This is a genomic window from Bradyrhizobium niftali, from assembly GCF_004571025.1.
In the GTDB taxonomy this organism is placed as follows: Bacteria; Pseudomonadota; Alphaproteobacteria; order Rhizobiales; family Xanthobacteraceae; genus Bradyrhizobium; species Bradyrhizobium niftali.
In genome coordinates this window covers 13,487-35,031 of sequence record NZ_SPQT01000026.1, presented here as the reverse complement: position 1 = coordinate 35,031, position 21,545 = coordinate 13,487, and the positions used below count along the sequence as shown (strand labels likewise).

The window sequence follows — 21,545 nt, the reverse complement described above, 5'->3', positions numbered from 1 at the left end:
TCTCGTCGTATTATTTCCTCAGGATCGCATCATGAGCGGACCATCCGACTACCAGCCGAGCAATCCGGCCCTGCAATGGATCGAGCGGCGCCTGCCGATCCTCGGCCTCATGCACTCCTCCTTCGTCGTCTACCCCACCCCGCGCAACCTGAACTACTGGTGGACCTTCGGCGCCATCCTCTCCTTCATGCTGGGGATGCAGATCCTGACCGGCGTGATCCTGGCGATGCACTACACGCCGCATGCCGATCTCGCCTTCAAGTCGGTCGAGCTGATCGTCCGTGACGTCAATTACGGCTGGCTGCTGCGCAACATGCATGCCTGCGGCGCGTCGATGTTCTTCTTCGCGGTCTACGTCCACATGCTGCGCGGCCTCTATTACGGTTCCTACAAGGAGCCGCGCGAGGTGCTGTGGATCCTCGGCGTCATCATCTACCTCCTGATGATGGCGACCGGCTTCATGGGCTACGTGCTGCCGTGGGGCCAGATGAGCTTCTGGGGCGCCACCGTCATCACCAACCTGTTCTCCGCCATTCCCTATTTCGGCGAGAGCATCGTGACGCTGCTGTGGGGCGGCTATTCGGTCGGCAACCCGACGCTGAACCGCTTCTTCTCGCTGCACTATTTGCTGCCGTTCCTGATCGCGGGCGTCGTCGTGCTCCACGTCTGGGCGCTGCATGTCGCCGGCCAGAACAATCCCGACGGCGTCGAGCCGAAGACGGAAAAGGACACGGTGCCGTTCACGCCGCATGCCACCATCAAGGACATGTTCGGCGTCTCCTGCTTCCTGCTGCTCTACGCCTGGTTCATCTTCTACATGCCGAACTATCTCGGCGACGCCGACAACTACATCCCGGCGAACCCCGGCGTGACGCCACCGCACATCGTGCCGGAATGGTATTACCTGCCGTTCTACGCGATCCTGCGCTCGATCCCGAACAAGCTCGCGGGCGTCATCGGGATGTTCTCGGCGATCATCATCCTGTGCTTCCTGCCCTGGCTCGATGCGGCCAAGACCAGGTCGTCGAAGTACCGTCCGCTGGCCAAGCAGTTCTTCTGGATCTTCGTCGCGGTCTGCATCCTGCTCGGCTATCTCGGTGCGCAGCCGCCGGAAGGCATCTACGTGATCGCCGGCCGGGTCCTGACGGTCTGCTATTTCGCCTACTTCCTGATCGTGCTGCCGCTGCTCTCGCGCATCGAGACGCCGCGGCCGGTGCCGAACTCGATCTCGGAGTCGATCCTCGCCAAGGGCGGCAAGGCGGTGGCCTCCGTCGCCATCGTGCTCGTTGCCGCCGGCGCGCTGTTCCTCGGCAGCTTGCAGGACGCGCGCGCCAACGAAGGCAGCGACAAGCCGCCGGGCAACAAATGGTCGTTCGCCGGTCCCTTCGGCAAGTTCGACCGCGGCGCGCTTCAGCGCGGCCTGAAGGTGTACAAGGAGGTCTGCGCCAGCTGCCACGGCCTGTCCTACATCGCCTTCCGCAACCTCGCGGAAGCCGGTGGCCCCAGCTATTCGGTGGCGCAGGTGGCGGCGTTCGCGTCGGATTACAAGATCAAGGACGGTCCGAACGATGCCGGCGACATGTTCGAGCGCCCGGGCCGGCCGGCCGACTACTTCCCCTCGCCATTTCCGAACGAGCAGGCAGCCCGTGCGGCGAACGGCGGTGCGGCGCCGCCCGACCTGTCGCTGATCACCAAGGCGCGCTCCTACGGCCGCGGCTTCCCCTGGTTCATCTTCGACTTCTTCACCCAGTACCAGGAGCAGGGCCCGGACTACGTTTCGGCCGTGCTCCAGGGTTTTGAGGAGAAGGTGCCGGAGGGTGTGACCATTCCGGAGGGCTCCTACTACAACAAGTTCTTCCCGGGCCACGCCATCAAGATGCCGAAGCCGCTCAGCGACGGCCAGGTGACCTATGACGACGGCTCGCCGGCCACGGTCGCGCAATACGCCAAGGACGTCACCACGTTCCTGATGTGGACCGCCGAGCCGCACATGGAAGCGCGCAAGCGCCTCGGCTTCCAGGTGTTCGTCTTCCTGATTATCTTCGCGGGCCTGATGTACTTCACCAAGAAGAAGGTCTGGGCCGACTCCCACTGAGCGGCGCGAGGCGAGATTGAAAAGGCCCCCGCAAGGGGGCTTTTTTGTTGGCCTTGTGTCCCGGGCGCGCGAAGCGCGAGCCGGGACCCAGAATGCGCGTGGCTGGGCCCCGGATCAGCAGCGCATCACGCCGCAAAGGGCGGCGCGCTGCGCAGCATCCGGGGCACGAGAGTTTGTTCGTGCGGCGATTGCGCCGCGCGCCCCCAGCGGCCAAAATACCGCCAACCGCTCCCCCAGAAACTCATCGGAGGACACCATGGGAACCACCATCACCTTCAAGCGTCCCGACGGCAAGGACGCCTCGGGCTACCTCGCCAATGCCGCGCGCGGCAACGCGCCGGGCGTGGTCGTGATCCAGGAATGGTGGGGCCTCTCTGACCAGATCAGGGGCCTGTGCGACCGCTTTGCGCTGGCCGGTTTCGATGCGCTCGCGCCCGATCTCTACAAGGGCAAGGTGGTGCCGTATCACGACACGGATGCGGCCGGCAAAGAGATGAACTCGCTCGACTTCATGGACGCCACCACGCAGACGGTGCGCGGCGCCACGCAATATCTGTCGCGCAACGGCGCCAAGGTCGGGCTGACCGGCTTCTGCCTCGGCGGCGCCGTCACCATCATCGGCGCGGTGCACGTGCCAGAGCTCGCCGCCGGCGTCGTGTTCTACGGCATTCCGCCGGAGCAGGCCGCCAAGCCCGCCGACGTCAAGATCCCGCTCCAGGCCCATTTCGCCAACAAGGACGATTGGTGCACGCCGGAATTGGTGAGTGGTTTCGAAAAAGCCATGAAGGCCGCCGGCAAGTCGCTCGAGCTGTTCCGCTATGACGCCGAGCACGCCTTCGTCAACGAGCAGCGCCAGGCCGTGCATGACCGCGAAGCCGCCGAGCTCGCCTGGGGAAGGGCGATCAAGTTCTTTGCCAATCATCTGGGCAGCAACAGCGCAGCTTAACCGGTGTCGTCCCGGCGTAGGCCGGGACCCACAACCACAGGATCTTGTGGTTGGTGCGAGCTGCCACTCCGAGTCTTCGCCAAACTCAATTTTGTGGCTATGGGTCCCGGCCTTCGCCGACGGAGATTGCCGTCGTCCCCTCACGGCTACCGCTGGTGGGACCGCCCTTGACGCCGCCCCCACGCCATGGTGAGTATCCGCCCATGAGCACCGCCGTCCGCCCAGCCCGTCTTTGGTGGCGCACCTCCTAAGAGGTGGCCGGTGCGATTTCTTTTCCCAAAATCGTCGAAGGTCGCCCACGCAGTGCGGCGGCCTGATCGTTTGTCCTGTGTGGCGTTCCCTCGGCAAGTCTCGTAAGAGGACCACATGAACAGGACAGTCTTTGCCCTCCCGGCCAGAAGCGACTATGTGACCCGCGCGGGTCTCGCGATCACGCGCGTGGCGGAGCAGTTTACCGGCGGCGCCAACCGGCTCGACGATCTCGTCAGCCTGCTCGATCGCCGCCGCGGCGTGGTGCTGTCGTCGGGCACGACCGTGCCTGGCCGCTACGAGAGCTTCGACCTCGGCTTCTCCGATCCGCCGCTCAAGCTCGAAACCACAGGCGTCAATTTCAAGCTGGAAGCGCTGAACGGGCGCGGGCAGGTGCTGATCGCCTTCCTTGCCGACGTCTTGCGCGAGCCCTGCGTGGTGATCTCCGAGACAACCGCTTCGCGCCTTGCCGGCCACATCATTCGCGGCGATGCGCCGGTCGAGGAAGACCAGCGCACCCGGCGCGCCAGCGTGATGTCGCTGGTGCGCGACCTCGTCGCCGCCTTCTCGGCCAATGACGACGGGCTGCTCGGCCTGTTCGGCGCCTTCGCCTACGACCTCGTGTTCCAGATCGAGGACCTCGTGCAGAAGCGCGCGCGCGAGCAGGACCAGCGCGACATCGTGCTCTACGTGCCCGATCGCCTGCTGGCCTATGACCGCGCCACCGGCCGCGGCGTGGTGCTCTCCTACGACTTCGCGTGGAAGGGCAAATCCACCGAGGGCCTGCCGCGCGAGACCGCCGACAGCCCGTACCTGAAGACGCCGCGCCAGGGATTTGCCGATCACGCGCCCGGCGAATACCAGGCCACCGTCGAGACCGCGCGCGCGGCCTTTGCCCGCGGTGATCTCTTTGAAGCCGTGCCGGGACAGCTGTTCGCCGAGCCCTGCGACCGCTCGCCGGCCGAAGTCTTCCAGCGGCTCTGCGTCATCAACCCGTCGCCCTACGGCGCGCTGATGAATCTCGGCGAGGGCGAGTTTCTCGTCTCGGCCTCGCCCGAGATGTTCGTGCGCTCGGACGGCCGCCGCGTCGAGACCTGCCCGATCTCGGGCACCATCGCGCGCGGAACCGATGCGATCGGCGATGCCGAGCAGATCCGCCAGCTCCTGAACTCGGAGAAGGACGAGTTCGAGCTCAACATGTGCACCGACGTCGACCGCAACGACAAGGCGCGCGTCTGCGTCCCCGGCACCATCAAGGTGCTGGCCAGGCGGCAGATCGAGACCTACTCAAAACTGTTCCATACGGTCGACCACGTCGAGGGCATGCTGCGCCCCGGCTTCGACGCGCTCGATGCCTTCCTCACCCACGCCTGGGCGGTCACCGTGACCGGTGCGCCAAAGCTGTGGGCGATGCAGTTCGTCGAGGATCACGAGCGCTCGCCGCGGCGCTGGTATGCCGGCGCGATCGGTGCTGTGAATTTCGACGGCAGCATCAACACCGGCCTCACCATCCGCACCATCCGCATGAAGGATGGTCTCGCCGAGGTGCGCGTCGGCGCCACCTGCCTGTTCGATTCCGATCCCGCCGCCGAAGACCGCGAATGCCAGGTCAAGGCCGCGGCGCTGTTTCAGGCCCTGCGCGGCGATCCGCCGAAACCGCTGTCGACCTTTGCGCCCGATGCGACCGGAAGCGGCAAGCGGGTGCTGCTGATCGACCACGACGACAGCTTCGTGCACATGCTCGCCGACTATTTCCGCCAGGTCGGTGCCAGCGTCACCGTGGTCCGCTATGTGCATGCGCTCGACATGCTCAAGCAGAAGAGGTGGGATTTGCTGGTGCTGTCGCCCGGCCCGGGCAGGCCCGAGGATTTCGGGATCAAGAAGACGATCGACGCGGCGCTGGAGAACAAGCTGCCGGTGTTCGGCGTCTGCCTCGGCGTGCAGGCGATCGGCGAATATTTTGGCGGCGAGCTCGGCCAGCTCACGCATCCCGCCCACGGCCGGCCCTCGCGGGTGCAGGTGCGCGGCGGACGGCTGATGCGCAACCTGCCGAACGAGATCGTCATCGGCCGCTATCACTCGCTCTATGTCGAGCGCGACAGCATGCCGGAGGTGCTGAACGTGACCGCCAGCACCGAGGACGGCGTCGCCATGGCGCTGGAGCACAAGACCCTGCCGGTCGCCGGCGTGCAATTCCACCCGGAATCGCTGATGTCACTCGGTGGCGAGGTGGGCTTGCGTATTGTCGAGAACGCGTTCCGGCTGGATGCGCGTGTTGATTGAGAGGCACCAATGACCTTTGACCACGACCTGAAGGCGAGCGTCCGCACCATCCCCGACTATCCCAAGCCGGGAATCATGTTCCGCGACATCACGACCCTGCTCGCTGATGCGCGCGCGTTCCGCCGCGCGGTGGACGAGCTCGTCAACCCCTGGGCCGGCAACAAGATCGACAAGGTCGCCGGCATGGAGGCGCGCGGCTTCATCATCGGCGGCGCGGTGGCGCACCAGCTCTCCGCCGGCTTCGTGCCGATCCGCAAGAAAGGCAAGCTGCCGCACACCACCGTGCGCATCGCTTACTCGCTCGAATACGGCATCGACGAGATGGAGATGCATGTCGACGCGATCCAGCCCGGTGAACGCGTCATCCTGGTCGACGACCTCATCGCCACCGGCGGCACCGCGGAAGGCGCGGTGAAGCTGCTGCGCCAGATCGGCGCCAATGTCGTCGCCGCCTGCTTCATCATCGACCTGCCCGAGCTCGGCGGCGCCGCCAAGCTGCGCGCGATGGACGTGCCGGTGCGCACGCTGATGACGTTCGAAGGGCACTGAGCGCGTTAAATCGCCTCGGCCTTCAGCTCCGCCTGCCAGTGCAGCATGCGTTCCTTCAGGAGCGCGTTCCTGACATAGGCAGTGTCCTCGTCCTCCAGACGCTCGCATTCGCCAAACGTCAGGCCGGCCTCGCCATGCGCGTTCCACGCAGCCTGAAGGCTGCGACACATATGATTGCCCTGGCGGAGCGAGAACCAGATGCGGTTCTGGATGGTCTCGAGGTTCGGCGCCTGGCCGACCCAGGCCTCGCCCGACGCCGCACAGCGGACGACGAAGATGCCTGCAATGGTCTTCCGCTCCTTGTAGGCGGCGATGGCTGCTTTCCGGTCGATGCTCACGGGATAGGACCTTGTTGAGGCGTGCGCTTTCAATAAGCGGGGTCCGCTCCGCAGTCAATATTATCCGGGTAAAATAATTGCCCTAGGACCGCTGCAGGATCAGGTTGAGCTCGAGCTCGCGGAAGGCGAGGTAATTGCGCCGGGTCCATTGGTGCAACTCGGTCGAGGCGTCCTTCTCCTGGCGCAGATAGCCGGTGAAGGAGAAGTTCAGCCGGTCGATATAGGTTTTCAGGAAGCCGGGCAGCGCGGGCAGGCGGAACACCCGTCCGGTGCCCATTGCGGCCGGCAATTCGCCGCGCACGATGTGCTCATTGTCCACCGTGATCAGGTTCATCCGCGGGATCTGCTCGCGCAGCATCTCATGGGCGCGGGCCGAGACGCGGTCGGTGTCGGCGACGAACAGGATCTGTGGTGCGACATGGCGGCGTGCCGCCTCCTTCAACAGGCCGATCTCGTCGGCCATCTTGAAGAACTCGTCGAAGGCGTGGAAGCCGAGGTCGATGACCTTGGCAAGCCCGTCATCGACGATGACGCGGTCCATCAGCTGCATCTTGCCATAGGTGTCGATCACGTCGGCGGTCTCGGTGATCTTCGGCAAATAGTCGAGCAGCGACGGCTCCTTCAGGTTGACGTCGAAGGCCGCGACGTTGCCGTTCTTGAGCAGCTGGAACTCGCTCAATAGCCGCGCCAGCAGCGTCTTGCCGACCTGCGGGCGGGGCGAGCAGATGATGTAGACGGGTGTCGCGGGCATCACGAACTATTATCTGAGCGAACTTGTCGCCCAATCCAGCCGTATCAGCCCGGGCTCTGCAACTATTTTTCGCTGCTGCGGGCGCCGGGTTTCGAACCGACGATGTCGGTCAGGCGGATGCGGTCGAACTCGCTCCAGACATTGGCCAGCCAGTGCCGGACATAGCCGCGCAGCACGAAGGAGTAGTTGGCTGCCTCGTCGCTCATGCCCTTGTTGGCGACGAATTTCAGGAACGGGACGGAGGAGACCTCGACCTGCTCATAGGCCATTTCGTTGAGCTTGGGGATGGTCAGCTCGGTGGCGTCCTTGATGCGGTGGAAGTAGGAGTTGTAGGTCGCCTGGTCCCACTGGAAGAACTGGGTGTCGTTGATGAAGTTCTTCACCAGGAAATATTTTGCGCCGGTCATGAAATTCGCGGTCTCGGCGATTTCGTCGAGCGAGGCGATCGAGGGTCCCAGGATGTGGAACACCGCGAAGGTGATCTGCCCGGCCTTGGCGGCGTCGAGGAAACCGATGTCGCGCAGCGAGGCGAGCGCCGGCGAGAGCAGGCCGGCGCGGACGTCAATCACGGTGACCGACGGGCTGGTCGCGTTGAGCGTATCGAAGATCTTCATCTGATCGGCCGTCGTCGTCATGTCGACGATCTCGGTGATGTCAGGATGGAAGCGCTTCAGCGTTCCGCGCGGGGATTCCGTGTCGAAGGCGCGCGTCGGCACGTTGTTGGCGGAAAAATAATCGAGCAAGGTGCGCGATACCGTGGTCTTGCCGACCCCGCCCTTGTCCGCGCCCACCACAACCACTGCCGGCTTTGCCATTGCTGTCCCCTAACGCGCGCCCCCGATCGCGAGGTCGCAATCGGCCGGGCCCCAAATCGATGTCCCGAGTCTGCTGTTGGGCGCGAACATGGCAGAAACAAGGGAGAATTCAATCCGCAGGCCCCGCTTGCGGCAATTCCCGAGGTTTTTCCAGATTGCCGTGAAACTGACCACGGGGGCACGCTCAGTGGCGGCCCCACGGACCCATGGGATTCCCGATCGGGTTGCCGGCCGCGGTTCCGGAGGGGCCGGGCGCGGGCACGGGCGGCGGATTGGCCGCGCTGCCTGCACCGCTCCATGGTCCCTGCGACAGCGGTGGCGGGGCGTTCTGCGGGGCGGCCTGCGCCTGGGGCTGTTCCGTCTCGTCAGTCGGGTCCGGCAGCGGACCTGGATCATGGCCGCCGGCGAACTTGATCAGCGCATCGACCCGGGACTGCACCGACGGGTGGGTCGCGAACAGATCGGCAAAGCCCTCGCGCGGATTGTCGACGCAGAGCTCCATCACGGCCGAGGTCGCGCCCGGCAACTCGCCGCGGTTCTCGATCTTGCGCAGCGCCGAGATCATGGCATCGGGGTCCTTCGTCAGCTCGACCGAGCCGGCATCCGCGAGATATTCGCGCGAGCGCGACAGCGCCAGCTTCACGACCTGCGACATCAGCCAGGCCACCACGATCAGCACGACCGCGATGATGATCACGATCACGGCGCCGCCGCCGGAGCTCTTGCTGTCGCTCGATGACGAGGACGAGCGCGACGACGAGGAGGAACCCGACGACCACGAGCCGCCGGAGCTCCAGCTGAAGTTGGTGAACACGCGGAAGAACAGTTCGCCGAAGAAGCCGACCACGCCGGCGATGATGACGGCGACCACCATGAGCTGCACATCGCCGTTCTTGATGTGGGTCAGCTCGTGGCCCAGCACCGCCTCGATCTCCTTGTCGTTCAGCGCGTTGAGGAGGCCGGTGGTGACGGTGATCGAATATTGCCGCGGATTGAGGCCGGTCGCGAACGCGTTCAGCGCCGGGCTCTCCATGATCTTCAGCTTCGGCATGGTGATGCCGCGCGAGATGCAGAGATTTTCGAGCAGATTGTAGAGCCGCGGCTCCTCCTTCCGGGTGACGTCGTGGCCGCCGGTCACCGCGTCGATCATCGACTGGTGGAAGAAATAGGCGATCACGACCCAGACCGCAGCCGCGATCGTCGCGAAGGGCGCGGCCTTGAGCAGATCGTAGAAGGCGCGGTTCAGATAATAGGCGACGGTCTCGTTGCCGTTGATGACGACTTCGGCCACCAGCGCGCCAGCATAGACCAGCACATAGACCAGCGCGAACAGGCCGGCGAGCAGCAGCATCGAACGAAACTTGTTCGAGGCGATGTGCGTGTAGAGACCATACGCGGCCATGGCTGCTTCCGTTAGCTCCCGTCATTCCGGGGCAGGCCGCAGGCCTGAACCCGGAATCCAGAGCTTAGTGTCTCGGTCGAGATTCCGGGTTCGCGTCTTCGACGCGCCCCGGAATGACGAAGTGTGAGAGGTCGCTCACGCAGCAATCAGAACTTCACCTGAGGCGCGGCCTCGACCTCGGTGCGGCTGGTGCCGAGATCGAAGAAGTCCTTCTTGGTGAAGCCGAACATGCCGGCGAACAGGGCGGCGGGCATCTGCTGGATGCCGGTGTTGTATTCCTGGACCGCGCTGTTGAAGAAGCGGCGGCTCGCCGCGATCTTGTTCTCGAGGTCGGAGAGCTCGCTGGCGAGCTGCTGGAAGTTGGCGTTGGCCTTGAGGTCGGGATAGGCCTCCGACAGCGCGATCAGCCGGCCGAGCGCACCGGAGAGCTGGGTCTCGGCGGCGGACACCTGCGCCGGGCCCTGCGCCGACATCGCCGAATTGCGCGCCTTGATGACGTCGTCGAGCGTGCCGCGCTCATGCGAGGCGTAGCCCTTCACCGTCTCGACCAGGTTCGGGACGAGGTCATGGCGCTGCTTGAGCTGCACGTCGATATCGGCAAAGGCCTGGCCCACGCGCTGGCCCAGCGCCACCAGGCGGTTGTAGGCGCTGAAGGCCAAGAACACGAGAACGACGATGACGCCGAGAACGATCCAGCCGGTCGACATGGAGAACTCCTGAAGGGGATTTGAGGCGGGCGCAGCCTAGACCAAAATGGCGCAGGGCGAGAGCCCCGGCGCGGAGGGGAGGTAAGACTTGGTCGGATCTGGAACCATCCGAGTTCAAGGCAAAAGCGCCGATCGAGGTTAACTTTCGGCAATGACGGCATCGCCCCAGCGCCAGCGCCGGGCACTTGCATAGGCAGCCCTGTCGCGTCGTGGAATCTTGGCGAGTTCGACATCTTCCCCGGTGCAAAGCTTCGCCGTGATCTCGGCCTTGCCGACATCCGGCGGTGCCAGCACGCGCGCGGCGCGTGTTGCGGGCGGCGTGCGGGTCAGGACGACGTAGATGAAGCGCTCGTCCTCGAACGGCACCTCGGCGCCCTTGATCTGGCGGTGCGCCTGGGAGCGCGGCAGGCGCTGGGAGAAATGGCACCAGTCGGGCGCAGTGAGCGGGCAGGGCTTTTCGTGTGGACAGGGCGCGGCGACAAAGGCACCAGCTGCGATCAGCTGCTGGCGCAGCGCGAGGATGCGGGCGTAGCCGGCCGGCGTGCCGGGCTCGATCACGACCAGCGCATGGCGCGCTTTCGCCCACATCGCCTCGGCGAGTTTGCGCTGATCGGCTTCACCGAGCTCGCCGATGATGTAGCTCGCGACGACGAGATCGGCTTGCGAGACCTCAGTGAGATTGTTGCCGGCATCGCCGGGCAAATAGCGGCATTCCGCCAGACGCGTGCTGTCATGCGCGAGTTCGAGCGCAAGCCGGCTCAGCGTCGCGTTGGCGTCGAGCAGGGTGAAGTCCTGCAGCGAGGGAAACGCCTCCGCGGCGGCCCAGCTTGCGGTACCCGGACCTGCGCCGACGTCGAGCAGCGTTTCCGGCGCGAGGTCCGGCGCGATCTCGGTCAACGCATTCAGGCTCGCCGCCACCGCCGCGTAAGTCGCCGGCATGCGCGCAAGCGCGTAAGCGAGCGCATCGGCCTCGGACTTGATCGTGCCGGAGCCGCCGCCGGCGCGATAGGTGTTCGAGATCTTCTGGGATCGCTGCGCGGCGTCACTGCGGGAAAAGCCTTGCAGCTTCGCGTCGAGTGCGGCCTTTAGCTCAGCGGGGAGGGTGGGTGAGATCATCATCTGCGGTCATGCCCCGCGCAGGCGGGGCATCCAGTACTCCGAGACAGTGCCGTCAACCGAGAGGCCGCAGCGTACTGGATCATCCGCTCCAGTGCGCTATTTGCGCACAAGGCGGATGATGACGTCAATGGGTGTCGAGCGCGCGCGGCGTCACGCCACGTTCTGGTCGAGAATGTCCACGGCCTCGGCCAGGCTCACCGACACGAGCTGGGAGACGCCGCGCTCGGCCATGGTGACGCCGAACAGGCGGTTCATCCGCGCCATCGTGATCGGGTTGTGCGTGATGATGATGAAGCGCGTGTCGGTCGAGCCGGTCATCTCGTGCAGCAGGTTGCAGTACCGTTCGACGTTGTGGTCGTCGAGCGGTGCGTCGACTTCGTCCAGCACGCAGATCGGCGAGGGATTGGTGAGGAACACCGCGAAGATCAGCGCCATCGCGGTCAGCGCCTGCTCGCCGCCCGAGAGCAGCGACAGCGTCTGCGGCTTCTTGCCCGGCGGCTTGGCGATGATTTCCAGACCAGCCTCCAGCGGGTCGTCGCTCTCGATCAGGTGCAGCGCGGCCTCGCCGCCGCCGAACAGCTCGACGAACAGGCGCTTGAAGTGGTTGTTGACGACCTCGAACGAGGTCAGCAGCCGCTCGCGGGCCTCCTTGTTGAGGCTCTGGATGCCCTGGCGCAGCCGCTTGATGGCTTCGACGAGGTCATCGCGCTCGGTGACGAGGCCGTTGTGCTGAGTCTCGACCTCGCGCAGCTCTTCCTCGGCGCGCAGGTTGACTGCGCCGAGGCGCTCGCGGTCGCGGCGCATCTTTTCGAGGTCTTCCTCGATGTCGTGCAGCGGCGGCAGCTCCGCGCCGGGCTCGATCTCGGCAAGGCCGGCGACGGCCTGCGGCTCGACCTCCAGCATGTCGCGGATCTCGCGCTCGATGTCCTCGAGCCGGCGCCGCGCGCCTTCCATGCGCTCCTCGGCGCGGGCGGTGGCTTCGCGGGAGCTGGAGAGCGCCTCGAGGGTCAATTTCGCCACGCGATCGGTTTCGGCCATCGCGGTCTCAGCCGAGGCGAGCGCGTCCGCGGCCATGCGGCGATCGTTTTCCGCGTATTCGATCTCGGTGATCAGCGCGCTGCGCTTCTCGGCGAATACTTGCGGCGCGTTTTCGAGATCGCTGCGTTCGATCGTGAGTTCGGCGATGCGGGCCTGGATGGTGTCGATGTGGGAGGCCGCGCTCTCCTTGCGATTCGCCCACTCGGTGCGTTCGGCGAGGATCGCCTGCACGCGGCGGTCGGCAAGCTCGGCCTCGCGCGCCAGCGCCTGCGCCTCGGCGCGGACCTGGGCGGCCATGCGGCGATGGCCTTCGATGTCGCTGCGGACGGCGGCGAGACGGGTCTCGGTGTCCTCGCTCGACGGCAGTTCGGAGATGCCGGCCTCGGCATATTCGTATGCGGCCTCGGCTTCAGCGCGGTCGGCGGCGAGACGGCTGTGTGCTTCCGACAGCGTCGCCTTGCGCGCGGCGTGGCGGCTGATCTCGCGCTCGGCCGTGGCATGGCGCTCACGCGCGGTGTTGAGCTCGCGCTGTGCGGCGCGCCAGGCTTCGCGGCTCGCGCCCTCGGTGCTGGCCGCCATCTGCAATTCGGACTCGGCATTCTCCAGCGCCTGGCGCTTGATCTGCGCGTCGATGCGGGCCTGCTCCAGCTCGTTCTCGATGTCGACGAGGCGGGCGCGTTCGGCAAGGCGGCGTGCTGCGCCGGTCGGGGCGTGAGCCGCCGCGACGAAGCCGTCCCAGCGCCAGACGTCGCCTTCGGGCGAGACCAGCCGCTGGCCGGTCTTCAGCTGCGAGACCAGCTCGGCGCCGCGCTCGCGCGGCACAACGCCGATCTGCGCCAATCGGCGGGCCAGCTCGGCCGGGGCCTGCACGTGGTTCGCGAGCGGCACGACGCCTTCGGGCAGCTCCGGATCGCCGTCGGTCTCGCCGACATTGGTCCAGCGCATCGGCGCCGACGGGTCGATCGGTGCATCGAGATCGTCGCCGAGCGCGGCGCCGATGGCCTTTTCAAAACCCTTGTCGACAGTGATGCCGTCGATGATCGGCGGCCACAGATTCTTGGTCTCGCCGTTGACGATCTTGGAGATCGTGCGGGCCTCGGTCTCGAGCCGCTGCACGCGCTTGTCGGCCTCGTTCAGCGGCGAGCGCGAGGATTCCAGCGTCTGGCGCGCAGCGACGTGCGCAGCTTCGCTCGCCTGGGCAGCGGCCTCCGAGGCCGCAAGCGTCTGCTCGGCGTTCTCGACCGTGGCGGTCAGCTCGTCGAGATCGCCGAAGCCGCCCGTTTCATCAGCAAGCTTCTGCTCCTCGGCCGCGACGTTCGCGATCTCCTGGTCGAGCCGGGCGAGCTTGTCGCGGTGGGTGCGGACATTGGCTTCGAGTTGATTGCGCTTGGCGGTGAGGTCAGCGAGCGCGGTGGTGAGCTCGGCGAACTGCTGCTCGGTTTCGGTCAGCACCGCCTCGGCTTCGCCGACGCGTTCATCGACGCCGGAGCGCTTCTCGACGCGCGACTTGATCTCTTCCTTCAGCTCGGCATCTTCGCTGTCGAGGCGCTGGAGCGCGACGTCGGCGTCCATGGTCTGCTGCTGGGCACGGGAGATGTCGCCCTCGAACTGGGCGAGGCGGCGCTCGAGCTCGGCGACGCGCTCCTTGGCGCGCTCTTCCTCGCGGTCGAGCAGCTCGCGGGCATTGGTCAGGCGCTGGAGCCCGGCCGCGGCGCGCGCCTCGGCATCGCGCAGCGCCGGCATCTCGGCGGCGCGGATGGCCTGGATGCGGGCGGCTTCGGCCTGGTGCTGGGTACGCTCGGCCATCTCGCGGACGGCGAGATCGTGCGTCTGGCCGGATTCGTTGACGTCGGCATGGGCGCCGATCCAGCGCAGATGGAACAGCGTGGCTTCGGCCTTGCGGACCTTGGCCGCGACCTCGCGGTAGCGCACGGCCTGGCGGGCCTGCTTCTTCAGGCCTTCCATCTGGCCGGAGAGCTGGCCGATCACGTCCTCGACGCGGGTGAGGTTGGTTTCGGCCGCCTTGAGCCGCAGCTCGGCTTCATGGCGGCGGGCATGGAGACCGGCGACACCGGCGGCGTCTTCCAGCACGCGGCGGCGCTGCTCGGGCTTGGCCTGGATGATCTCGCCGATCTTGCCCTGGTGGACGAGGGCGGGCGAGCGTGCGCCGGTGGCGGCGTCCGCGAACAGGATCTGCACGTCGCGGGCGCGCACGTCGCGGCCGTTGATGCGATAGACCGAGCCGGCCTCGCGCTCGATGCGGCGGGAGATTTCGAGAAGCTGGCTGTCGTTCATCGCCGCCGGCGCGGTGCGATCGGCGTTGTCGATCGTCATCGTCACTTCGGCGTGGTTGCGTGCCGGACGGTTGCCGGAGCCGGCGAAGATCACCGCGTCCATGTCGGCCGCGCGCAACGATTTGTACGACGTCTCGCCCATCGCCCAGCGCAGCGCTTCGACGAGATTCGACTTGCCGCAACCGTTGGGTCCGACCACGCCGGTCAGGCCGGGCTCGATGACGAAGTCCGTGGGCTCAACGAAGGACTTGAAGCCGTGAAGGCGCAGGCGGGTGATTTTCATAAGCACGCATCTCTGTTGGCAGGCGCGAATCCCCCTGCCGGGACAATACCATGGAAGGCAATGTCACTATCCGGGCGAGTCGCGCGAGGCGCCTCATGCGGCTGGACAATGGCCGCGGTGCGCCGCGAGGGCAACCGGCGAAAGCCGTTTTTCCCAAGGGATTTATGCCGGGAATGATACGGCGTTCGAGATGCGAATCAGGCGTTGAGGGCGAAGAATCAGCTCTTCAGCAGCGGATTGATCTTCTTGGCGAATTCCTCGAACGAGGTCTCGCCCTTGATCTTCTCGCCGTTGATGAAGAAGGTCGGCGTCGAATCGACCTTGAGAATGTCGCTGGCGTATTTCTGGTCGGCGGCGATCTTGTCGAGCAGCGCCTGGTCCTTCAGGCAGGCTTCGACCTGCTGCTGGGTGAGGCCGGCCTGCTTGCCGATCCGCGTCAAGGTCTCGGTGGTGTTCTTCATCACCCAGTCGTTCTGCTGGCGGAACAGCATGTCGGTGACCGCGAAGTATTTCGGCGCATCGCCATTGGCAATGCAGCGCGACAGCATCGAGCCGGCGGCGGCTTTGATGTCGAGCGGGAACTCGCGGAAGATGTAACGCACCTTGCCGGTGTCGATGTATTCGGACTTGATCTTGGGGAACACCTGCTCGTTGAAGGCCGCGCAGTGCGGGCAGGTCATCGAGGCATATTCGGTGATGGTGACGGCGGCGTCCTTCGGGCCGAGCGCCATGTCGGGCAGCGACACCGGCTTCGCCACATCGCCGGCGGCCTGCGCCATGGCTTCAGGGATCATGGCATCGGAGATGAACCGCAAGGGGGAGAACCCGGCGACCGCGGCAAGCCCGGTCAGCGACAGCATCGTGGTGAAGGCGCGGCGGGTGATGATCAAGGTCGGCTCCCGAATTGGCGTGGTCTCGCCCCAAGGTCCTTATCTAGGTTCCCGTTTGGGCGGCCTGTCGCTAGCTTGAAACGTGGTTTGAGGCAATGGCGGGCCGCAGGAACGGGTCCAGATTGGCTGCGAAATGAGGCTCAATTTCGCTTGATGGCGGCGCCGAGCCGCGCCAGTGCCGACTTGAGCTGTTCATCTTCGATGTCGCCCAGGCTCTCCTCCACCTTGGCCACCGATTTGGGGTCTGGCGGGCCGGGTCGCGCTGGCCGCCGGACGCGGGACAGCGGGGCCTGGCGGAAGGCGAGCTTGCCGACCGCGCTCCAGCCGAAGAAGCGGTTCACCCGTTCCAGGATCACATCCGCGGAATGCTGGATCTCCAGCGCCATCGGCCCCTCGACCCGCAGCACCAGCGTCGCCGGCTCCTGCGGCTGGCCCTCCACCGGCCGCGGCCATTGCATCTTGAGCGGCTCGGCATGGGCCGCGATCTCCGGCCCGGCAATCTGCGCCCACCGCGTCACCAGCTCGCGCGCGGCAAAGCCCTGCTTGGCATAGGCTTCGGCAAAGACGTCGTTGAGCAGCAGCGACAGCGGCTTGGCGCTGATGGGGCCGGGCTTTGGGGGGAATTTGGACATCGGGCCTTATACCACCTCGAAGCGCGAGCCACAGGCGCTTCGCTATCATGGCCGGCATAGCCGTCCGAAGGACGGCGTCGCTTCCGCTCGCCTATGTCCCGGCCATCCACGTTCTTCGCGGAAGAAAGACGTGGATGCCCGCGACGAGCGCGGGCATGACGTGGAGAGATTGGCGTGACCTCGTTACACTGAGGGGATGAGCCCGAGATCTGTCCTCAAGGCCAAGCCGGAACCAGTGCAGCCGGAAGTGTCGTCGCGTCCGACGCTGCTCCTCCAATGGTACGACCGCCACCGCCGCCGATTGCCCTGGCGGGCCGGGCCCGGCGAGGTGTCGGACCCTTACCGGGTCTGGCTGTCGGAGATCATGCTCCAGCAGACCACGGTGAAGGCGGTCGGGCCCTATTTCGAAAAATTCGTCGCGCGCTGGCCTGACGTCACGGCGCTCGGCCGGGCCTCGCAGGACGACGTGCTGCGGATGTGGGCGGGGCTCGGCTATTACTCCCGTGCGCGCAATCTCCATGCCTGCGCGGTCGCGGTGACGCGCGAGCATGGCGGCGTCTTTCCCGACACCGAGGAGGGGCTGCGCGCGCTGCCGGGCATCGGGCCTTACACCGCGGCTGCGATCGCTGCGATCGCCTTCGATCGCCGCACCATGCCGGTCGACGGCAATATCGAGCGCGTGGTGTCGCGCCTGTTCGCGGTCGAGGAGGAGCTGCCGCAGGCCAAGCAGCTGATCCAGCAACTGGCGGCGACGCTCCTTGCCGATTCCGGCACCGGCGACGAGACGTCTCGCGCGGGCGACAGCGCGCAGGCGCTGATGGATCTGGGCGCCTCGATCTGCACGCCGAAGAAGCCGGCCTGTTCGCTGTGTCCGCTCAATGAGGATTGCCTGGCGCGGGCACAGGGAACGCAGGAGACGTTTCCGCGCAAGGCGCCGAAGAAGAGCGGGACGTTGCGGCGGGGCGCCGCCTTCGTGGTGACGCGCGGCGAGGAGCTGCTGGTCCGCAGCCGGCCCGAAAAGGGTTTGCTGGGGGGCATGACGGAAGTGCCGGGCTCGGACTGGCTCGCCGGTCAGGAGGACGCGACGGCGAAGCAGCAGGCGCCCGCGCTGAAGGGACTGTCGCGCTGGCAGCGCAGGGTGGGCGTCGTCACCCACGTCTTCACGCATTTTCCGCTGGAACTGGTGGTCTATACCGCCAAGGCCGAAGCCCGCACGCGGGCACCCGCGGGCATGCGCTGGGTGCCGATCGCGACGCTGGCCGGGGAAGCACTGCCCAACGTCATGCGCAAGGTGATCGCGCACGGATTGGACCTTCCGCCGGCCGCATCCTCCTGACACCATGCTGGCAGCAGGGTCGCGTTAACAGGGGCGACACGGAGGCTCCCCGATGGTCAAGACCGCGCTCGACAACTTTCCCAGGCCGCCTTGTGCCGAGCTGCTGGGCTGGCGCCTGCTCGATGCCCGTCCGGAGGAGGGCTGGATCAAGCTCGGCTTCGAGGGCAAGCCCGAATTCTGCAATCCGGCCGGCTTCATCCAAGGCGGCATGCTCTCGGCCATGCTCGACGACACCATGGGCCCCGCTGTGCTGGTGATGAGCGAGGGCCGGCTCTACACCACCACCATCAGCATGACGGTAAACTTCCTCAGCCCCGCCAAGCCCGGCCTGATCATCGCCGAGGCCAGGGTGACGCAGCTCGGCAAGACCGTCGCCTTCGTCGAGGCCAAGCTGATGACCGAAGATGGCACCGTGCTTGCCACCGCGACCGCTAGCGAGCGGTTGCTGGAAGCGGCGCGGGTGGTGCGATGATACCGGCGCGGTGGGCCTTCTTTATGCTGCTCGAATATGCGCCAGACCAATCCCGTCGGGCTCGGTTACGCTATCCGCGCCCTCAACAAGCTTAAGCGGATGTCGTCGACGTTGGGCGGCCGTCGCTCCGCGTAACGCGCGCCCGTCAACGGCATGGCGGAGTGTGGGGCAACGACCTAGGTGCTCGCGCGTCTCGCATCGGAGTACCGCGGCACGATCGGCGGCTTGGCATTCAGCGCTTCCACCTGGAACCCCGCGACGCGCTTGTAGTTGGCGGCGATGTCTTCCAGCTCCTGCTGCGACAGCACATCGGTGACGACCTCAAAGCCGTCGGGCGCGCGCTCTTCGACCAGTTGCATCACCTGCTCGGGGCCGTTCTTGCGGTTGAGCAGGACGAGGTCGGTGGTCGCGGGCCTCCGCTCGGCTTCACAGGCGAGCAGCGCCGCCTGCGTCGGGCCATGCGCCAGGACCTCGCGGGTGATGACGCGGGCATCGAGGATCGCCTGCGAGGCGCCGTTCGATCCGATCGGGTACATCGGATGCGCGGCATCGCCCATCAGCGTGACGCGGCCGAACGTCCATCGCGACACCGGATCGCGGTCGACCAGCGGATATTCATAGGCGTGCGGGCAGTTCCGGATCAGGCCGGGCACGTCGAGCCAGTCGAACTGCCAGCTCTCGAACCACGGCAAGAACTCCTCCAGCCGCGCGGTGCGGTTATAGTCCTCGCGCCGCCACTGATAGGTCGGCGGCATGTGGCGCTCGGCGACCCAGTTGATCAGATGGTTGCCCGCCGCATCCGGCACCTTGCTGATCGGATAGCAGACGAATTTCAGGATCTCGTGCCCGGCCATGATCATGGTTCGGCCGGTGAGGAATGCCTTTGCCGGCGTCACGCCGCGCCAGAGGATGCGACCGTTCCAGATCGGCGGTCCTTCATCGGGATAGAGCTTTTCTCGTGCGGCGGAATGGATGCCGTCGGCGGCGATCATGATCGCGCCTTCGTAAGTGCCTGCGGCTTTGCCGGTCGCCTTGTCGATGAAATCGGCGCGGACGCCATCGGCGGTTTCGCTCCAGCCGGTCAGATGGTGGCTGGTGAGGATGTTGTCGCGGCCGAGCCGCTCGATCGCGGTGTCGAGCAGGAGCTGCTGCAGCGTGCCGCGATGGATCGAGAATTGCGGCCATTTGTAGCCGGCCTCCAGCCCGCGCGGCTCGCTCCAGATCGGTTTGCCGTACTTGGAGAAGTAGGCGAGCTCGCTTGTGCGCACGCCGCTGGCATCGAGCTTGTCCATCAGCCCGAGCTCGATCAGCTCGCGCACCGCATGCGGCAGCACGTTGATGCCGACGCCGAGCGGCTTCAGTTCCGCGACGCTCTCGAACACTTTTACGGGAACGCCGATTCCGTGCAGGCTGAGCGCAAGCGTCAGCCCGCCGATGCCGCCACCGGCGATGAGTACGGTCATGACAAAAACCCCTCCAATTGTGTGCGTCTTGGCACAGGCGGGCGGATGTGGGCAACTGCGAAGAGGATGTCGTGCTATAGACCTCGGGGACGGCAGCCGTTAGTTTCCAATTTTCCCATGAGGTCCGACATGCTCAAGCTCTACTACGCCACCGGCACCTGCGCGCTCGCCACCTACATCACCCTGGAAGAGGCCGGCGCCGACTACGCGGCCGAGCGGCTGAGCTTCAAGGACAATCAGCAGAACAGCCCGGACTATCTCGCCATCAACCCGAAAGGCCGCGTGCCGGCGCTGGTGACCGACCGCGGCGTCCTCACCGAGACGCCGGCGATGCTGGCCTATATCGCGCAGACCTTTCCCAAGGCGAAGCTCGCGCCGCTCGACGATCCCTTCGACTTCGCCCAGGTGCAGTCGTTCAACTCCTATCTCTGCTCGACCGTGCACATCAACCATGCGCACAAGATGCGCGGCGCGCGCTGGGCGACACAGGAGAGCTCGTTCGCCGACATGAAGGCGATGGTCCCGAAGACCATGGGCGCCTGCTTCGCCCTGATCGAGCAGAAGATGTTCAGGGGACCCTGGGTGATGGGCGATCAGTTCACGATCTGCGATCCCTATCTTTACACGCTGTCGACCTGGCTCGAAGGCGACAGCGTCGACATCAACGCCACGCCGAAGATCGCCGATCACTTCAAGCGGATGTCGGACCGGCCGGCAGTACGCAAGGTGATGGACGCGCAGAAGGCGTAGGTAACTCTCCGCTGTCGTCCCGGCCTTGTGCGCAATTGCGCACTAGGTCGGGACGACACCGAGTGTTTTGAAGCCGCGTTTTACTCAGGAACGTAGGGTGGGTTAGCCGGAGGCGTAACCCACCATGCCTCCTCAAATGCGGGACGAAGTTGGTGGGTTACGCTTCGCTAACCTACCCACGAAGCTACCCAGCCTTCCGCTCCTCCAGCTCCCGTCCCGTCTCAAGCATCAGCCGCCGCAGCCAGATCGAGCCGGGGTCCATCTGCGCCCGCGTCGGATAGAACATGAACTGCTCGTCGATGCCGGGGTCGAGCGGTGGGGTCACGGTGACGAGGCCAAGCTGCTTCGACAGCGCCGCGATCAGCCGGCGCGGCACGAAGGCGACGAGGTCGGTGCGGGCGGCGACGTGCAGCGCCTCGAGATAGCCTGACACGACGAGGGTAATGTGTCGCTCGATGCCCTTGGCTCGCAGCCAGGTGTCGATCAGATCCTCGCTATTGCCCCGGATGATCACGCCGACATGGCGCGCGGCCAGGAACGTCTCGCACCGCCTCAGCTTGGCTCCTACGGGATGGCCGCGCCGCACCGCCAGCGCGTCGCTGTCGGTGTAGAGCAGCTGGCGGTGAAAGCCCTTGAAGGCGTTGCCGATCGAGATCACGAGGTCGATGGTGCGGGCGAACTCGGCGTGGAAGATCGCAGGCCCCCGCCACGGCACGACGTCGACGCGGACGTTGGGCGCAAGGCGTGTCACCTTCTCCATCAGGGGCGGCATCAACAGCTCGACCGCGAGATCCGGCATCATCAGGCGGAATTGCCGCTCGCTGCGCGCGGCGTCGAATTCATCCGGCACGAACAGCCCGCGCACCTGATCGAGCGCCTGTGCCAGCGGCGCGCGCAGGGCCTGCGCCCGCGGCGTCAGCTCCATGCGCGCGCCGGTGCGCACCAGCAGCGGGTCGCCGAAGATGTCGCGCAGGCGTTGCAATGCGTGGCTCGTCGCCGGCTGTGACAGGCCGATCCTCATGGCCGCGCGGCTGACATTGGCCTCGCGCAGCAGCGCGTCGAGTGCGGTCAGCAGATTGAGGTCAAGCGAATTCAAATTCATGAGGTGAATAGATATCATATTCGCTATCGAT

Annotated in this window: 18 protein-coding genes; 7 read left to right on the top strand and 11 right to left on the bottom strand. The window is 65.9% G+C overall.

Translation table 11 applies throughout. From position 1 onward, the window contains the following. The first annotated feature begins 31 nt into the window (after nt 1-31). From fbcH to E4K65_RS34150, 4 genes are all read left to right on the top strand, one after another. A complete protein-coding gene (fbcH, locus tag E4K65_RS34170; protein ID WP_135177879.1) occupies nt 32-2,095 on the top strand; it encodes a cytochrome b/c1 in 2,064 nt (687 codons plus the stop codon). Between the two features lie 256 nt (nt 2,096-2,351). Next, complete coding sequence (locus E4K65_RS34160) at nt 2,352-3,041, top strand: dienelactone hydrolase family protein (RefSeq protein WP_135177877.1); 690 nt, start codon at nt 2,352-2,354, stop codon at nt 3,039-3,041. A gap of 366 nt (nt 3,042-3,407) precedes the next feature. After that, on the top strand, nt 3,408-5,573 hold the full coding sequence (locus E4K65_RS34155; protein WP_135177876.1) for an anthranilate synthase component I: 2,166 nt from the start codon (nt 3,408-3,410) through the stop codon (nt 5,571-5,573). A 9-nt stretch (nt 5,574-5,582) separates the two neighbouring features. Continuing rightward, nucleotides 5,583-6,122 carry an adenine phosphoribosyltransferase gene (locus tag E4K65_RS34150; RefSeq protein WP_011085277.1) on the top strand — a complete coding sequence of 180 codons (540 nt, stop codon included), beginning with the start codon at nt 5,583-5,585 and terminating at the stop codon, nt 6,120-6,122. A gap of 5 nt (nt 6,123-6,127) precedes the next feature. On the opposite strand, the gene E4K65_RS34145 is transcribed toward E4K65_RS34150, so the two are convergent. From E4K65_RS34145 to E4K65_RS34105, 9 genes are all read right to left on the bottom strand, one after another. Then, nucleotides 6,128-6,460 (bottom strand): GIY-YIG nuclease family protein, encoded by a 333-nt coding sequence (locus E4K65_RS34145; RefSeq protein WP_135177875.1) that lies wholly within the window; start codon nt 6,458-6,460, stop codon nt 6,128-6,130. An 82-nt stretch (nt 6,461-6,542) separates the two neighbouring features. Next, complete coding sequence (locus E4K65_RS34140; protein WP_167771384.1) at nt 6,543-7,211, bottom strand: hypothetical protein; 669 nt, start codon at nt 7,209-7,211, stop codon at nt 6,543-6,545. 62 nt (nt 7,212-7,273) lie between these two features. Continuing rightward, the gene (locus E4K65_RS34135; RefSeq protein ID WP_092187716.1) at nt 7,274-8,026 is read right to left on the bottom strand and encodes a P-loop NTPase family protein; all 753 of its coding nucleotides are present in this window, start codon (nt 8,024-8,026) and stop codon (nt 7,274-7,276) included. Between the two features lie 184 nt (nt 8,027-8,210). Next, nucleotides 8,211-9,428 (bottom strand): M48 family metallopeptidase, encoded by a 1,218-nt coding sequence (locus E4K65_RS34130; protein WP_135177873.1) that lies wholly within the window; start codon nt 9,426-9,428, stop codon nt 8,211-8,213. A gap of 146 nt (nt 9,429-9,574) precedes the next feature. Continuing rightward, nucleotides 9,575-10,135 (bottom strand): LemA family protein, encoded by a 561-nt coding sequence (locus tag E4K65_RS34125; protein WP_135177872.1) that lies wholly within the window; start codon nt 10,133-10,135, stop codon nt 9,575-9,577. Between the two features lie 138 nt (nt 10,136-10,273). Continuing rightward, on the bottom strand, nt 10,274-11,254 hold the full coding sequence (locus E4K65_RS34120) for a small ribosomal subunit Rsm22 family protein (protein ID WP_135177871.1): 981 nt from the start codon (nt 11,252-11,254) through the stop codon (nt 10,274-10,276). A 150-nt stretch (nt 11,255-11,404) separates the two neighbouring features. Beyond that, on the bottom strand, nt 11,405-14,869 hold the full coding sequence (smc, locus tag E4K65_RS34115; RefSeq protein ID WP_135177870.1) for a chromosome segregation protein SMC: 3,465 nt from the start codon (nt 14,867-14,869) through the stop codon (nt 11,405-11,407). Between the two features lie 218 nt (nt 14,870-15,087). Continuing rightward, nucleotides 15,088-15,759 carry a DsbA family protein gene (locus E4K65_RS34110; protein ID WP_135177869.1) on the bottom strand — a complete coding sequence of 224 codons (672 nt, stop codon included), beginning with the start codon at nt 15,757-15,759 and terminating at the stop codon, nt 15,088-15,090. Between the two features lie 140 nt (nt 15,760-15,899). Further along, a complete protein-coding gene (locus E4K65_RS34105) occupies nt 15,900-16,391 on the bottom strand; it encodes a DUF721 domain-containing protein (protein WP_027543646.1) in 492 nt (163 codons plus the stop codon). Nucleotides 16,392-16,587: 196 nt separating this feature from the next. On the opposite strand from E4K65_RS34105, the gene mutY reads away from it, so the two are divergent. Together mutY and E4K65_RS34095 are read left to right on the top strand one after the other, a co-directional pair. Next, on the top strand, nt 16,588-17,727 hold the full coding sequence (gene mutY / locus E4K65_RS34100) for an A/G-specific adenine glycosylase (protein WP_135177868.1): 1,140 nt from the start codon (nt 16,588-16,590) through the stop codon (nt 17,725-17,727). 52 nt (nt 17,728-17,779) lie between these two features. Then, entirely contained in the window at nt 17,780-18,199 is a 420-nt protein-coding gene (locus tag E4K65_RS34095) for a PaaI family thioesterase (protein ID WP_135177867.1), read from the top strand. A gap of 176 nt (nt 18,200-18,375) precedes the next feature. On the opposite strand, the gene E4K65_RS34085 is transcribed toward E4K65_RS34095, so the two are convergent. Next, complete coding sequence (locus E4K65_RS34085; protein ID WP_135177866.1) at nt 18,376-19,662, bottom strand: flavin-dependent oxidoreductase; 1,287 nt, start codon at nt 19,660-19,662, stop codon at nt 18,376-18,378. Nucleotides 19,663-19,791: 129 nt separating this feature from the next. On the opposite strand from E4K65_RS34085, the gene E4K65_RS34080 reads away from it, so the two are divergent. Further along, entirely contained in the window at nt 19,792-20,412 is a 621-nt protein-coding gene (locus tag E4K65_RS34080; RefSeq protein WP_135177865.1) for a glutathione S-transferase family protein, read from the top strand. 184 nt (nt 20,413-20,596) lie between these two features. Here the strand turns inward: E4K65_RS34080 and E4K65_RS34075 are convergent, their stop codons facing one another. Then, nucleotides 20,597-21,514 carry a LysR family transcriptional regulator gene (locus tag E4K65_RS34075; RefSeq protein WP_135177864.1) on the bottom strand — a complete coding sequence of 306 codons (918 nt, stop codon included), beginning with the start codon at nt 21,512-21,514 and terminating at the stop codon, nt 20,597-20,599. Between the last annotated feature and the right edge of the window lie 31 nt (nt 21,515-21,545).